The organism is Kitasatospora sp. NPDC087315, assembly GCF_044744345.1.
Taxonomy (GTDB): domain Bacteria; phylum Actinomycetota; class Actinomycetes; order Streptomycetales; family Streptomycetaceae; genus Kitasatospora.
Genome location: NZ_JBIUYD010000023.1, coordinates 154,861 through 167,616, shown reverse-complemented (window position 1 = coordinate 167,616; position 12,756 = coordinate 154,861). Strand labels below are relative to the sequence as shown.

Genomic DNA, 12,756 nt, shown 5'->3' with positions numbered 1-12,756 from the left:
GCCAGCTCGTGGGCAGGTGCCTGTTCGGGGTCGAGGATGGTGGTGACCAGCCGGTAGACGACCTGGTCGCCGGTGCGGGCCAGGGTGTACTCGACGACCCGCACGGTCACCGGGTTGCGGCGGCTCCTTCGGTCCGGTTCGGCGTGGACGGTGCTGAGGTAGGAGCCGTCTTCCAGGACCCGCATCACCGGCAGAGCGGCGTTGCTGCGCACTCGCCACAACAGGTCCGCGCCGCTCGCCCGGGCGGCCTGCCACAGCTCGAAGCCGTAGAAGCCCCGGTCGGCCAGCAGCAGCATGCCCTCCCGCAGGTGAGTGAACAGCCGACGCGACAGCACCTGCTCGCCGGCCGACAGCGGACCGACCACCGCGCCGAACACGGCGTGCGTGCCGCATTCGGCCAGTCCGACCACCCTGGCCTGCGGGAACGCGCCGATGCCGCGTCCTGTGCCCGGGCGGCCGAAGTGTGCGTCGTTGGCCTCGGTGTCCGCCAGGTCCAACGTGGTGCCGTCCACGGCGACCAGGTGCCAGCGCCGGTACCAGGCGCCCGCCGTCTCGGGCACGGCCACCGGATGGCAGACCCGCGCGAACAACGCCTTCAGCGGCTCGACCCCCAGCCGACGGCGGGCCCGGCCGATCGCGGCGGTCGTCGGCACCCGCCACGACCGCCGCCCGTCCCCAAGCCCCTCACCCAGCAGCCGGGCGACCTCCTCATAGCCCTGCCCGAAGAACAGGCACATCGCCAGCACGAAGTACACGACCACCCGCGCCGGCAGCAGGCGACTGCGCTTCTCGACCCGCCCGGTCTCGGCGATCACCTCATCGACCAGCCCCGGCGGAAACGCCTGGGTCAGCACCCCGATCGCGATCCGGTCCGATATCCGCTCATCCGCAGGCGACTTGACCTGCCCCACCCTCGCCACACCACAACCAACGAGACACCGACCACAAAGTCACCGGCATTGGGGCTAGGGCCGGTACGGGGCTAGCCCAGACTCAAGCGGAATGGTCTATACCTGTCAAGGGGTTCGGGGGTAACATGATGGACCGTCGGCCGGATTCGGTCCGGGTCGACCCGGTCTGGGAGGATGGCCGGATGGACGACACCCCCGGCCCCGCCGTCCCGTCCGGCCCCGGCGGGCCGATCAGATCGGGTATCCCGGAGCACGGGCGGGTGCCCAAGTACTATGCGGTCAAAGGGCAGCTGGAGTCACTGCTCGACGAACTCGGCGAGGGCGGCGTGCTGCCGACCGAGCGCGAGCTCGCCGTCCGCTTCGAGGTGGCCCGCGAGACCCTCCGCCAGGCGCTGCGCGACCTGCTGATCCAGGGCCGGGTCCGCCGGCGCGGCCGCAGCACCGTGGTGGCCGGGCCGAAGCTGGAGCAGCCGCTGTCGCTGGCCAGCTACACCGAGGGGGTCCGCCGGCAGGGTCACGTCCCCGGCCGCACCCTGATCGGCCTGGAGCAGCTCGCCGCCGATCCCCAACTGGCCGGCCGGCTGCGGCTGGCGGCGGGGGAGCGGGTCTGGCATCTGGAACGGGTGCTGCTCGCGGACGGCGAACGGGTCGGCCTGGAGAGCACCTACCTGGCGGTGGCCCGGGTGCCCGCGCTGGACCGGGACTTCGATCCGGGCTCGTCGTTCTACGCCTTCCTGCGGGAGCGGGCGGGCATCGGGCTCGGCGTGGCGGAGGAGCGGATCGAGACGGTGCTCGCCTCCCCGCGCGAGGCGCTGCTGATCGGCACCCCGCCGGCCCTGCCGATGCTGCTGCTGCACCGGCTCACCAGGGACGCGGCCGGGGTCCCGCTGGAACGGGTGCGCTCGCTCTACCGCGGCGACCGGTTCAGCTTCACCACCCGCCTCGCCGCGGCCGACTGAGCCGCGGCGCCACCCGGAGTGGGCGCCACCCCGGGACGGGCACCCCCGCCGGGCGCTACTCCGGCGGACCGAGCGCCGCGCGCAGCCGCGCGGCGACCTCCGCCGCGCCCGCCTCGTCCGGGTACGTCCCGCGCGGCCAGAAGAAGCCGCGCAGCCCGTCCTTCGGATTGCGCGGGACCACATGCACGTGCAGATGCGGCACCGACTGGCTGATCCGGTTGTTCGCCGCCACGAAGCTGCCCGCCGCCCCGAGCCCGCGCTCCACGGCCACCGTCACCCGCTGCACCCGCAGGAAGAACGGGCCGACCTCGGCCACCGGCAGGTCGGCCAGCGTGGGGTGGTGGGCGCGAGGCACGACCAGGACATGGCCGGGGAACAGCGGCCGCCGGTCCAGGAAGGCCACCGCCACCCGGTCGTCCAGCACCCGGTGCGCGGGGGCCGCACCCGCCACCACCGCACAGAACGCGCACTCCATCCGTCCATTCAAACCACCGCCCGCCGCCCCGGCACCTCCGCGAACGGCCCCGGCACCGCCCGCCTGCCCGTGACCGCCCGTCCATCACCCGTCCGGCCGCCGACCGGGTGCGGCCGGTGTCCGGCCGGGCGCACGGTGCTGGAGGGGCGCGCCGTGCGCCCCGTCGAGGAGGTGGCCCGGATGCCGGGCAAGTTCGAGGTCTACGAGGACGCCGGCGGCAAGTTCCGCTTCCGGCTCAAGGCGGGCAACGGCGAGATCGTCGCCACCGGCCAGGGATACGCCAGCAAGGACGCCGCCCGCAAGGGCATCGAGGCCGTCCAGCGGGCGGCCGCCGACGCCACGGTGGTCGACGTCGCCAAGGCCGCGGTCTGAGCCGCTGTGGTCTGAGCCGCCGCGGCCCGAACCGGCCGCGACCGCGCGGGCCGGTCCCGAGAGGTCTCCGGGGCCGGTCCGCGCCCCGCGCTCCGGCCGCCCGCCCTACTCGTAGCGGTAGAGCAGCGCCTCCCGCTCGTTCTGCTCGATCATCTCGACGGTCAGCGAGGGGTCCCGCAGGTGCGAGAGGGTGACCTCGGCCGAACTGGGCTGCGCGGCCTTGTCGAGCCAGTTCTCCGGCTTCCACGCCGAGCCCCGCAGAAACGCCTTCGGGCAGTGCGAGTAGACCTCCTCGACCGCCACCACGATCGCGCTGCGCGGCGGCTTGCCGACCGCCGTCAGCTGCTCCAGCAGCCGCGGGTCGGTGGAGACACAGGCCCGCCCGTTGACCCGCAGCGTGGTGTCCCGGCCCGGCACCACGAAGATCAGCCCGACTTGTCCGGTCTCGACGATGTTGTGCAGGGTGTCCAGCCGCTTGTTCCCGGTGGCGTCCGGGATGGCCAGCGTGTACTCGTCCAGCACCGACACCAGCCCGGCCGGCCCGCCGCGCGGCGACACGTCGCAGCGCCCGGCCGCGTCGGCGCTGGCCACGAAGACCAGCGACGAGCAGGCGATCAGCCGCCGGGCGACCTCGTGCAGGTGGTCCACCTGCTTGCGCCGGGCGTGGTCGCTCGGCTGCTCGTAGATCTCCCGCAGCTGCGCGGCATCCCGGACGGCGTTCGCGTCGAGGGCTGCGAACAGGCCCCCCGGACGGTCCGGCCCGGCGGTTGACGGAGCGACAGTTTCCGGTGTGCTGGTCATACCGAAAATCTAGCGGAGCCCTTGCCCGCACCCTCGGGGCACACCCTTCGAACGATCGTCCGCACCCTTCCCACCTGCGGTTTTGTGCGGATAATGGAGCAGGGGTTCCCGTCGGAGGTGGTGGCCGTGATCGTCAGACTCTGGTCCGGGCAGGTCGTGGCCGGGCACGCCGAAGAGTTCTGTGCGCTGCTGACCACGCGGGTGCTCCCGGAGCTCGGGAAGATCGACGGCTGCCTCGGCGGCGAGCTGCTGCGCTCGGTGACCGACGACGGCCGGCGGATCATGGTGCTCACCCGGTGGCGGGACGAGGCCGCCCTGCGTGACTACGCCGGGCCGATGTGGCGGATCCGACCGGTCTGGTCCGAGGGGGAGCTGCGCCATCTCGTCCACCCGCCCGAGGTCTCCCACTTCATGCCCGGCCCGGTCTTCTGACCGGGCGGGCCAGACGGGCCGGACAGGCCAGACGGGCCGGACGGGCCAGACAGGCCGGGCGGCCCGGCCAGGCCGACCCGCGGCCACCGGTTCGCCGACCGGCGCACCGGTCGGCCCGCCGCGCTCCGGACCGCTCGCGCCGCGGTCAGGCCGTGATCGGCACCGGGTGGATCTCGTCCGCCGGGTGGCCGGCGCGCTCGTGGACGCGCTGGACGGCCTCCTTGGACGGCGCCTCCGAGAGGCAGTAGACGGTGCCCGACTCGGGGTCGCCCCAGGCGTGTTCGAAGTGCACGCCCTCGTCGGCCTCGACCGCCAGGTCGGCCTGGTGGGCCCTGCGAAGATCCTCGTCGGTGATGCCGGTCATGCCGTGGTGGACATCCATGAACTTGGCCATCGCGCTCGCACCTCCAGAAGTCCGGGCGGACGGTGGCCGCCGTCCCGGCGCGGCCTCGTTCCGCCTCCACCACCAGCGTGCGCTCCCCGCACCCCGCCGCGCCACCGGGCGCCCGGCCGTCCCGGCCCGCCGGTTCGACCGCACCTCCACCCCGCCGTCCGGCGGCCCTCCACCGGACCCTGAGCACCGCCGAACGCCGGCCGGCCACGCCGCACCGCCGACGAGACGCCGCCGCCGGAGCCCTGACGGTCCCTCGCGCCCGGCGTGTGCGCCGCCGACCCGGCGCTCCCGCGCACCCCGGCGCATTCCCGTCCGGGGCGTGAAACAGCCCACAGCGAAAGCCCCTCCCTCGGCCCGCACGGGCCATGGCACAATGACGGCAGTAGTAGCAGTGACGTTCAGCGCACTCCGGGGTCGGTGAAAATCCGAACCGGCGGTTACAGTCCGCGACCCGTCCGCAGCCAGCGGCCGGTTGACCAGGTGAAATTCCTGGACCGACGGTTAAAGTCCGGATGGGAGGCGTGCGCGGCGGACGATGAGCAGTACCCGTGGTCCCCCGGTGGACCGCGGGAGGCGTACCCGACGGGGGAGTTCTCTTTCCCGGCGGCTTCGGCGACCCCGGTGACGGGTGCTGCCGTGAGCCCGGGTGTGTCCATGCCCGTCCGTGTCATCTCCCAGTGCCGCCCCGGAGTCCGCGCCCCAAGCGCGAGGAGAACCCGGGTGTTCACCGGCATCATCGAAGAGCTCGGCGAGGTCGTGTCGATCGAGAAGATCGGCGACTCCTCGCGAATCCGTCTGCGCGGCCCGGTGGTCTGTCAGGGCGCGCGCCACGGCGACTCCATCGCGGTCAACGGCGTCTGCCTGACCGTTGTCGACACCCCCGATCAACTGGCCTCCAACAGTGGCGAGTTCAGCGCCGATGTGATGGCCGAGACGCTCAGCCGCTCCAGCCTCGGCGCGCTCGGGCCCGGCTCCCCGGTCAACCTCGAACGCGCCATGGCCCTCGGCGCCCGGCTCGGCGGACACCTCGTCCAGGGCCATGTCGACGGCACCGCCACCCTGCTGAGCCGCGCACCCGGCGACCTCGGCGCCGACGGCCTGCCCCGCTGGGAGGTCCTGCGCTTCTCGCTGCCCGCCACCATCTCCCGCTACCTGGTGGAGAAGGGCTCGATCACCGTGGACGGCATCAGCCTCACCGTGGTCGAGGCCGCCCGCGACACCTTCACCGTCAGCCTCATCCCCGCCACCCTCGCGCTGACCACGCTCGGTGCCAAGGCCGTCGGCGAGAGCGTCAACCTCGAAGTGGACGTCCTCGCCAAGTACGTGGAGCGCCTGCTCGCCGACCGCGCCCTGCCCCCCGTCCCCACCGAGACCGCCAAGGACGCCTCGTGAACTGGCTCAACGGCACCATGCACCTGCTCGGCCAGGACGTCTACCGGTCCGACATGATCGGCAACCTGCTCGGCCTGGCCGCACTCGCCCTCGGCTGGCTCCGCTCCCGGCTGACCTGGCCCGTCCAACTGCTCTCCGGCGTCGTCCTGGTGGGCGCCTACTGGTCCGCGCACCTCAGCGGCGGCGTGGGCAAGCAGTTCGTGGTGATCCTCGCCGCGATCTGGGGCTGGACCCAGTGGCGGCGCGGCCGGCGGGGCGAGGGCGGCGTTCAGATCCGCTTCGCCACCGGCCGGGAACGCGCCCTGCTGATCGGCGGTACCGCGCTCGGCACCCTCGCCGTCGGCACCCTGTTCACCGTCTTCCCGGAACTCTCCTGGGACGCCTGGCCGGACGCCTACATCTTCGTCGGCACGCTGACCGCGATGATCGCCCAGGCCCGTGGCTGGGTCGAGTTCTGGTTCGCCTGGTTCGCCGTCGACCTGGTCGGCGTCCCGCTCGCCTTCAACAACGGCCTGGTCTTCTCCGGCCTCACCTACAGCATCTACTTCGTCCTGGTCATGCTCGGTCTGCGCGCCTGGTGGCTGCGCGGCCGCACGGCCCGCCCCGCGAACGACACCGTCCTCCAGGGAGCCTCCGCATGAGCACCAGCCCCGCCACCGAGGAAGACCTCGCCCTCGACCCCGTCGAGCGGGCCGTCGCCGACATCGCGCTCGGCCGCCCGGTGATCGTGGTCGACGACGAGGACCGCGAGAACGAGGGCGACATCGTCTTCGCGGCCTCCGCCGCCACCCCGGAGCTGATGGCCTTCACCATCCGCTACAGCTCCGGCGTGGTCTGCGTTCCGATGACCGGCGCCGACCTGGACCGCCTCAGGCTCCCGCCGATGACCCAGGTCAACGAGGACCGCAAGGGCACCGCCTACACCGTCTCGGTGGACGCCAGGGACGGCGTCTCCACCGGTATCTCCGCCGCCGACCGGGCCCGCACCGTCCGGCTGCTCTCCTCGGCCGGCACCGAGCCCGGCGACCTCTCCCGCCCGGGGCACATCTTCCCGCTGCGCGCCGTCGAGGGTGGCGTCCTGGTCCGCCCCGGCCACACCGAGGCCGCCGTCGACCTGGCCCGGCTGGCCGGACTGCCGCCCGCCGGCGCCATCGCCGAGGTGGTCAACGACGACGGCAGCATGGCCCGGCTGCCCGAACTGGTCGCCTTCGCCCGCGAACACGGCCTGGCCATCATCTCCATCGAGGACCTGATCGCCTACCGCCGCCGCACCGAGCTCCACGTGGACCGGGCCGCCGTCACCGCGCTGCCCACCGTCCACGGCGAGTTCACCGCCGTCGGATACCGGGGAACGATCGACGGCATCGAGCACATCGCCCTGGTCGCCGGCGGCCTGGACGCCGACGGCCGGCTCCCCGACGGCGAGGACGTCCTCGTCCGGGTCCACTCCGAGTGCCTGACCGGCGACGTGTTCGGCTCGCTGCGCTGCGACTGCGGCCCCCAGCTGGAGGCCTCGCTGCGCAAGGTCGCCGCCGCCGGCCGGGGCATCGTGCTCTACCTGCGCGGCCACGAGGGCCGGGGCATCGGCCTGGCGCACAAGCTGCGCGCCTACGAGCTGCAGGAACAGGGCCGCGACACGGTGGACGCCAACCTCGACCTCGGCCTGCCCGCCGACGCCCGGGACTTCAGCATCGGCGCCCAGATGCTCGGCGACCTCGGCGTGCGCTCGCTCACCCTGCTCACCAACAACCCCGACAAGCTCGCCGCGCTCACCGAGCACGGCCTCAAGGTCAAGGGCCGCGAGCCGGTCGAGACCCCGGCCGGCGAGCACAACCTGCGCTATCTGCGCACCAAGCGCGACCGGATGGGCCACGACCTGCCCGGCCTCGGCTCCTGAACCGACCGCCCCGCACCCCAGGACGACCGGCGGGCCCCGCGAGGCCCCGCCCACCCGTGAGAAGAGGAAGTACGCACATGAGCGGCCACGGAGCCCCCCAGCTGACCATCGACGACGCCGCCGACCTGAAGGTCGCCGTGATCGCCGCCCAGTGGCACGACCAGGTGATGAACGGGCTGCTGGACGGTGCCGACCGCGCCCTCAAGGAGCTCGGCATCGCCGAACCGACCGTCCTGCGGGTGCCCGGCACCTTCGAGCTGCCGGTCGCCGCCAAGCGGCTCGCCGACCGCGGCTACGACGCCGTGATCGCCCTCGGCGTCGTCATCCGCGGCGGTACCCCGCACTTCGACTACGTCTGCCAGGCCGCCACCGTCGGCCTCACCCAGGTCAGCGTCGACACCGGCGTACCGGTCGGCTTCGGCGTCCTGACCTGCGACGACGAGCAGCAGGCGCTCGACCGCGCGGGCCTGCCCGGCTCCGCCGAGGACAAGGGCCACGAGGCCGTCACCGCCGCCGTCGCCACCGCCGCGGCGCTGCGCCGGGCCGCCTGACCGCCCGGCCCGGCCCACCCGCGGTCCCGGACCGTGGACGTCCACTGGACCGTCCACGGTCCGGGACCGTTTACCGCCCGTAAGCCCGCACGCCGTAAGGTGACTCCCATCATGGCTTCGAAGACATTCGAGGAGCTCTTCACCGAGCTCCAGCAGAAGGCCGCCACCGGCGACCCCTCGTCCTCCCGTACCGCGCAGCTCGTCCAGCAGGGCGTTCATGCGATCGGCAAGAAGGTCGTCGAGGAGGCCGCCGAGGTCTGGATGGCCGCCGAGTTCCAGTCGGACGAACAGACCGCCGAGGAGATCTCCCAGCTCCTCTACCACCTTCAGGTGATGATGGTCGCTCGCGGGCTGACGCTCGACGACGTCTACAAGTACCTCTGAACCGGCCCGAACCGCACACCCCACCCACCAACAGGTAAGGAACCGACCTCCATGCTGCGCATCGCCGTCCCCAACAAGGGTTCGCTCTCGGGTCCCGCGGCGGAGATGCTCCATGAGGCCGGCTACCGGCAGCGCAAGGACCCCAAGGAGCTCGTCCTCGTCGACCCGGACAACCAGGTCGAGTTCTTCTTCCTGCGTCCGCGCGACATCGCCGTGTACGTCGGCTCCGGCCGGCTGGACATCGGCATCACCGGCCGCGACCTGCTGCTGGACTCGCACTCCAACGCGGAGGAGGTGCTGGCCCTCGGGTTCGGCGGCTCCACCTTCCGCTTCGCCCGCCCGGAGGGCGTGGAGGTCAAGGACGTGCAGGGCCTGGAGGGCCTGCGGATCGCCACCTCCTACACCGGCCTGGTCGAGCAGCACCTCGCCGACCACGGGGTGAAGGCCACCGTCACCAAGCTGGACGGCGCGGTGGAGACCGCGGTGCAGCTCGGCGTCGCCGATGTGATCGCCGACGTGGTGGAGACCGGCACCAGCCTGCGCAACGCCGGCCTGGAGGTGTTCGGCGAGCCGATCCTGGTCTCCGACGCCGTGGTGATCCGCCCCAAGGGCGCCGAGTCCGACCCGGGCGTGGAGCAGTTCCTGCGCCGCCTCCAGGGTGTGCTGGTGGCCCGCCGCTACGTGCTGATGGACTACGACATCCGCGCCGAGCACGTCAGCGCGGCCGTCGCGCTGACCCCCGGCCTGGAGTCGCCGACCGTCTCCCCGCTGCACACCGAGGGCTGGGTGGCCGTCCGTTCGATGGTGCTCCGCAAGGAGGCCCAGCGGATCATGGACGACCTGTGGAACATCGGCGCCCGCGCCATCCTGGTCACCAACATCCACGCCTGCCGCCTCTGACCCCCCGCGGTCCCGGCCGCGGAGTTAAGCCGCGATTGAATAGGGCGGGGACGCCGAACGCGTCCCCGCCCTTTTCCTCGACATCCCCCCCGTGACCGGCACCTCCCGGAACCCCGGAACCCCTCGGAGACCCACGTGTCCACCCCCGCCGCCTTTCCCGTCACCTGGGCGCCGCGCCGCACCCGGGCCGTCCTGCTGCCGGTCTGCGCCCTGCTGGTCGTGATGTTCGTCGCGATCGCCGTCGCGCTCCCGGAGAACTGGCAGCTCAACGACCGGATCATGATGGTGCTCAGCGGGGTGCTGTTCGCGGGCGTCGGTGTGATGCTGGCCCGCCCCCGGGTCAGCGCCGACGCCGACGGCGTCACCGTGGTCAACTTCGTCCGCAGCCGGCGGCTGGCCTGGGCCGAGATCGTCCGGGTCAACTTCCGCCAGGGCGACCCGTGGGCGACCCTCGACCTGGCCGACGGCACCTCGCTCGCCGCGGTCGGCATCCAGTCCGGTGTCGGCAAGGCCCAGGCCATCGCGGACGCCCGGGCGCTGCGCGACCTGGTCGAGGGCCGCGGCCGGGCCTGACCCGCCCCGGCCCGCCGGACCTGAGGACCCGACCGGACCCCACCTGCGAAACAGCGGGTCCGGCGGGTCCGAACAGGCTCCCTACGCCCGTCCGGGTATGGTTTACGCTGGTAAAAGTAGGGCAAAGGTTCTGCCCTACCCGAAAACGACCTGAGGAGTGACACTTCCCCTCGATGGACGATCCGTCCGGTAGTACCTGCGCCGCCCTACTTCCGACCGTTGGAAGGCAGGCGGCACTGTGATCACCGCCTGGCTGCTGTTGTTCGCGGCCCTTCTCCTCATCCTCGCGAACGGCCTCTTCGTGGCCGCCGAGTTCGCCTTCGTCACCGTCGAGCGCGGGGCGGTGGACCGCGCCGCCGAGAGCGGCGACGCCAAGGCCGGCCGCGTGTCCCGGGCGCTGCGGCACCTCTCCTTCGAGCTCTCCGGCGCCCAGCTCGGCATCACCGTCACCTCGCTGGTGGTCGGCATGCTCGCCGAACCGGCGCTCTCCGTCCTGCTCCAGCCGCTGTTCACCGGCGTCGGCCTGCCCGACTCGGCCGCCCGCGGCGCCGCCGTCATCATCGGCATGCTGCTGGCCACGGTGGTGCAGATGGTGATCGGCGAGCTCGTCCCGAAGAACTGGGCGATCTCCCGGCCGCTCCAGGTGGCCCGCGCGGTGGCCGCCCCGCACATGGCGTTCTCCTTCGTCTGCCGCCCGCTGATCAGCTTCCTCAACGGGGCCGCGGACCGGACGGTCCGCGCCTTCGGCATCGAGCCGCAGGAGGAGCTGGGCCACGCCCGCACCCCCGCCGAACTGCTCTCGCTCGCCCGGCACTCCGCCAAGGCGGGCGCGATAGACGAGGAGTCGGCCACGCTCTTCGTGCGGACCCTCGGACTCGGAAACCTCACCGCCGAGTCGGTGATGACCCCGCGCGTCGACGTCGCCGCCCTCCAGCGCGACGCCAGCGCCGCCGACGTCCTCAACCTCACCCGGGCGACCGGCCTCTCCCGCTTCCCGGTCTACACCGACAGCCTGGACGAGGTCACCGGCACCGTCACGCTCAAGGACGCCCTCGCCGTCCCGTCGGCCCGGCGCGGACTGGTCCGGGTCGCCGAACTCGCGGTGCCGCCGCTGCTGGTGCCCGAGACCCTGCCCGCCGAGCGGCTGCTCGACCAGCTGCGCCGGCTCCAGCCGATGGCCATCGTGGTCGACGAGTACGGCGGCACCGCCGGCGTCGTCACCGTCGAGGACATCGTCGAGGAGATCGTCGGCGACGTGCAGGACGAGCACGACCCCGCCGACACCCCCGAACTGGTCCCGCTGCCGCCCGTGGACGGGCTGCCCGTCTGGGCGGCCGACGGCCGGGCCAGGACCGACCAGCTGGAGGCCATCGGCCTGCACGCCCCCGACGGTCCGTACGAGACCCTGGCCGGCCTGGTCGCCGACCTGCTCGGCAGGCTGCCCGTCCCGGGTGAGCAGGCCGAGCTGCCGGGCTGGCGGTTCACCGTGGAGGCCGTCGACCGGCACCGCACCAGCCGGGTGCGGGTGGAACGCACCGCCGAGCACCACCACTTCGGCGACACCGAGGACGGGAACCGATGACCGCGCTCCAACTGGCCGTCGCCGTACTCCTGCTCCTCGGCAACGCCTTCTTCGTCGGCGCCGAGTTCGCCGTGATCTCGGTGCGGCGCAGCCAGATCGAACCGCTCGCCGAGGCCGGGAACAAGCGCGCCCGCACCGTGCTGCACGCGCTCTCCAACGTCTCCGCGATGCTCGCCGCCGCCCAGCTCGGCATCACCGTCTGTTCGCTGGGTCTCGGCGCGCTCGCCGAGCCCACCATCGCCCACCTGCTGGAGGGCCCGTTCCACGCGATCGGCATCCCCAGCGGGCTGATGCACCCGCTCTCGTTCGGGATCGCGCTCGCCGTGGTGGTCTTCCTGCACATGGTGGTGGGCGAGATGGTGCCCAAGAACATGGCCCTGGCCGGTCCGGAGAAGGCCGCGCTCTGGCTCGGCCCGCCGCTGGACCGCCTGGCCCGCTGGCTCGCGCCGGTGATCAGCTTCCTGAACGCCTTCGCCAACGGCGTGCTCAAGCTGTTCAAGGTCGAGGCCAAGGACGAGGTGGAGTCCGTCTTCACCACCGAGCAGCTGATGTACCTGCTGGTCGACTCCCGGGACGCCGGCCTGCTCGACGAGGACCGCCAGGAGCGGCTGGAGGACGCCCTGGAGATGGGCCGCCGCCCGCTCACGGACGTGCTGCTCAAGCCCGAGCAGCTGGTCACCGTGGACACCAAGGTGACCGCCGCGCAGATCGAGGAGCTGGCGCTGCGCACCGGCTTCTCGCGCTTCCCGGTCGCCGACGGCGACCCGGCCGGCCACGGCTACCTGGGTTATCTGCACCTGAAGGACATCCTCGACGTCGAGGACCCGTCGGCACCCGTCCCGGCCCGCCTCTGGCGCCCGATCACGGTGCTGCGCGGCACGCTTCCGCTGGACGACGCGCTCGGTGCGATGCGCCGTGTCTCCTGCCACCTGGCCGCCGTGCTGGACCAGGACGGGCGCACGCTCGGCATGGTCACGCTGGAGGACGTGGTGGAGGAGCTGGTCGGCGAGGTGTACGACCCGGACCACCGCTCGGCGGCGTAGCCCCGACCGGCCGGCCACCGGACCGGGCGCCCCGTGGGGGTGCCCGGTCCGGTGCCGTTTCCGGGCCCGCCGCCCCGCCGTCCCGGCACA

At 72.8% G+C, this 12,756-nt stretch carries 16 protein-coding genes and 1 riboswitch; of the genes, 12 read left to right on the top strand and 4 right to left on the bottom strand.

The features are described from left to right. The coding region (locus ACIO5D_RS29460) for an IS4 family transposase (protein ID WP_400798910.1) at nucleotides 1-911 on the bottom strand (911 nt) is incomplete at its 3' end. A 182-nt stretch (nucleotides 912-1,093) separates the two neighbouring features. On the opposite strand from ACIO5D_RS29460, the gene ACIO5D_RS29455 reads away from it, so the two are divergent. Beyond that, entirely contained in the window at nucleotides 1,094-1,870 is a 777-nt protein-coding gene (locus tag ACIO5D_RS29455) for a GntR family transcriptional regulator (protein ID WP_400650517.1), read from the top strand. Nucleotides 1,871-1,925: 55 nt separating this feature from the next. Here ACIO5D_RS29455 and ACIO5D_RS29450 read toward each other — a convergent pair whose 3' ends face one another. Then, on the bottom strand, nucleotides 1,926-2,345 hold the full coding sequence (locus ACIO5D_RS29450) for an HIT family protein (protein ID WP_400650514.1): 420 nt from the start codon (nucleotides 2,343-2,345) through the stop codon (nucleotides 1,926-1,928). A gap of 153 nt (nucleotides 2,346-2,498) precedes the next feature. Here ACIO5D_RS29450 and ACIO5D_RS29445 point away from each other — a divergent pair, with 153 nt between their 5' ends. Beyond that, nucleotides 2,499-2,717, top strand: coding sequence for a DUF1508 domain-containing protein (locus ACIO5D_RS29445; RefSeq protein ID WP_363605020.1), 219 nt, complete (start codon nucleotides 2,499-2,501; stop codon nucleotides 2,715-2,717). A gap of 105 nt (nucleotides 2,718-2,822) precedes the next feature. Here ACIO5D_RS29445 and ACIO5D_RS29440 read toward each other — a convergent pair whose 3' ends face one another. Then, the gene (locus ACIO5D_RS29440; RefSeq protein WP_363605018.1) at nucleotides 2,823-3,518 is read right to left on the bottom strand and encodes an MSMEG_1061 family FMN-dependent PPOX-type flavoprotein; all 696 of its coding nucleotides are present in this window, start codon (nucleotides 3,516-3,518) and stop codon (nucleotides 2,823-2,825) included. Nucleotides 3,519-3,644: 126 nt separating this feature from the next. Between ACIO5D_RS29440 and ACIO5D_RS29435 the strand changes: the two genes are divergently transcribed. Then, nucleotides 3,645-3,950, top strand: coding sequence for an antibiotic biosynthesis monooxygenase family protein (locus ACIO5D_RS29435; protein ID WP_400650512.1), 306 nt, complete (start codon nucleotides 3,645-3,647; stop codon nucleotides 3,948-3,950). 145 nt (nucleotides 3,951-4,095) lie between these two features. Here the strand turns inward: ACIO5D_RS29435 and ACIO5D_RS29430 are convergent, their stop codons facing one another. Next, the gene (locus tag ACIO5D_RS29430) at nucleotides 4,096-4,344 is read right to left on the bottom strand and encodes an SCO4226 family nickel-binding protein (protein ID WP_363605016.1); all 249 of its coding nucleotides are present in this window, start codon (nucleotides 4,342-4,344) and stop codon (nucleotides 4,096-4,098) included. A gap of 400 nt (nucleotides 4,345-4,744) precedes the next feature. Then, nucleotides 4,745-4,872, top strand: a riboswitch (FMN riboswitch). 192 nt (nucleotides 4,873-5,064) lie between these two features. Between ACIO5D_RS29430 and ACIO5D_RS29425 the strand changes: the two genes are divergently transcribed. The 9 genes from ACIO5D_RS29425 (at nucleotide 5,065) to ACIO5D_RS29385 (ending at nucleotide 12,666) form a co-directional block, all read left to right on the top strand. Beyond that, nucleotides 5,065-5,736, top strand: coding sequence for a riboflavin synthase (locus ACIO5D_RS29425; RefSeq protein ID WP_400650509.1), 672 nt, complete (start codon nucleotides 5,065-5,067; stop codon nucleotides 5,734-5,736). After that, nucleotides 5,733-6,377 (top strand): nicotinamide riboside transporter PnuC, encoded by a 645-nt coding sequence (locus tag ACIO5D_RS29420; RefSeq protein ID WP_400798908.1) that lies wholly within the window; start codon nucleotides 5,733-5,735, stop codon nucleotides 6,375-6,377. Before ACIO5D_RS29425 ends, ACIO5D_RS29420 begins: the two co-directional genes overlap by 4 nt. Next, nucleotides 6,374-7,633: a bifunctional 3,4-dihydroxy-2-butanone-4-phosphate synthase/GTP cyclohydrolase II gene (locus ACIO5D_RS29415; RefSeq protein ID WP_400650505.1), complete on the top strand. Its 1,260-nt coding sequence runs from the start codon at nucleotides 6,374-6,376 to the stop codon at nucleotides 7,631-7,633. Before ACIO5D_RS29420 ends, ACIO5D_RS29415 begins: the two co-directional genes overlap by 4 nt. A gap of 77 nt (nucleotides 7,634-7,710) precedes the next feature. Beyond that, nucleotides 7,711-8,184, top strand: a complete 474-nt coding sequence (gene ribH, locus ACIO5D_RS29410) for a 6,7-dimethyl-8-ribityllumazine synthase (protein ID WP_363605012.1) — start codon at nucleotides 7,711-7,713, stop codon at nucleotides 8,182-8,184. Nucleotides 8,185-8,295: 111 nt separating this feature from the next. Beyond that, entirely contained in the window at nucleotides 8,296-8,568 is a 273-nt protein-coding gene (locus ACIO5D_RS29405; protein WP_030306151.1) for a phosphoribosyl-ATP diphosphatase, read from the top strand. Between the two features lie 51 nt (nucleotides 8,569-8,619). Then, nucleotides 8,620-9,468 (top strand): ATP phosphoribosyltransferase, encoded by an 849-nt coding sequence (gene hisG / locus ACIO5D_RS29400; protein ID WP_363605010.1) that lies wholly within the window; start codon nucleotides 8,620-8,622, stop codon nucleotides 9,466-9,468. A gap of 135 nt (nucleotides 9,469-9,603) precedes the next feature. Continuing rightward, the gene (locus ACIO5D_RS29395; protein WP_363605009.1) at nucleotides 9,604-10,041 is read left to right on the top strand and encodes a PH domain-containing protein; all 438 of its coding nucleotides are present in this window, start codon (nucleotides 9,604-9,606) and stop codon (nucleotides 10,039-10,041) included. 238 nt (nucleotides 10,042-10,279) lie between these two features. Next, on the top strand, nucleotides 10,280-11,623 hold the full coding sequence (locus tag ACIO5D_RS29390) for a hemolysin family protein (RefSeq protein ID WP_363605007.1): 1,344 nt from the start codon (nucleotides 10,280-10,282) through the stop codon (nucleotides 11,621-11,623). Beyond that, nucleotides 11,620-12,666 (top strand): hemolysin family protein, encoded by a 1,047-nt coding sequence (locus ACIO5D_RS29385; protein WP_363605006.1) that lies wholly within the window; start codon nucleotides 11,620-11,622, stop codon nucleotides 12,664-12,666. Before ACIO5D_RS29390 ends, ACIO5D_RS29385 begins: the two co-directional genes overlap by 4 nt. The last annotated feature ends 90 nt before the right edge of the window (nucleotides 12,667-12,756 follow it).

What these genes read in the sequence shown, in the direction of transcription:
- hisG (WP_363605010.1), top strand. Translation starts at nt 8,620, where the DNA reads ATGCTGCGCATCGCCGTCCCCAACAAGGGTTCGCTCTCGGGTCCCGCG.
- ACIO5D_RS29405 (WP_030306151.1), top strand. Translation starts at nt 8,296, where the DNA reads ATGGCTTCGAAGACATTCGAGGAGCTCTTCACCGAGCTCCAGCAGAAG.
- ACIO5D_RS29455 (WP_400650517.1), top strand. Translation starts at nt 1,094, where the DNA reads ATGGACGACACCCCCGGCCCCGCCGTCCCGTCCGGCCCCGGCGGGCCG.
- ACIO5D_RS29440 (WP_363605018.1), bottom strand. Translation starts at nt 3,518, where the DNA reads ATGACCAGCACACCGGAAACTGTCGCTCCGTCAACCGCCGGGCCGGAC.
- ACIO5D_RS29385 (WP_363605006.1), top strand. Translation starts at nt 11,620, where the DNA reads ATGACCGCGCTCCAACTGGCCGTCGCCGTACTCCTGCTCCTCGGCAAC.
- ACIO5D_RS29450 (WP_400650514.1), bottom strand. Translation starts at nt 2,345, where the DNA reads ATGGAGTGCGCGTTCTGTGCGGTGGTGGCGGGTGCGGCCCCCGCGCAC.
- ACIO5D_RS29430 (WP_363605016.1), bottom strand. Translation starts at nt 4,344, where the DNA reads ATGGCCAAGTTCATGGATGTCCACCACGGCATGACCGGCATCACCGAC.
- ACIO5D_RS29415 (WP_400650505.1), top strand. Translation starts at nt 6,374, where the DNA reads ATGAGCACCAGCCCCGCCACCGAGGAAGACCTCGCCCTCGACCCCGTC.
- ribH (WP_363605012.1), top strand. Translation starts at nt 7,711, where the DNA reads ATGAGCGGCCACGGAGCCCCCCAGCTGACCATCGACGACGCCGCCGAC.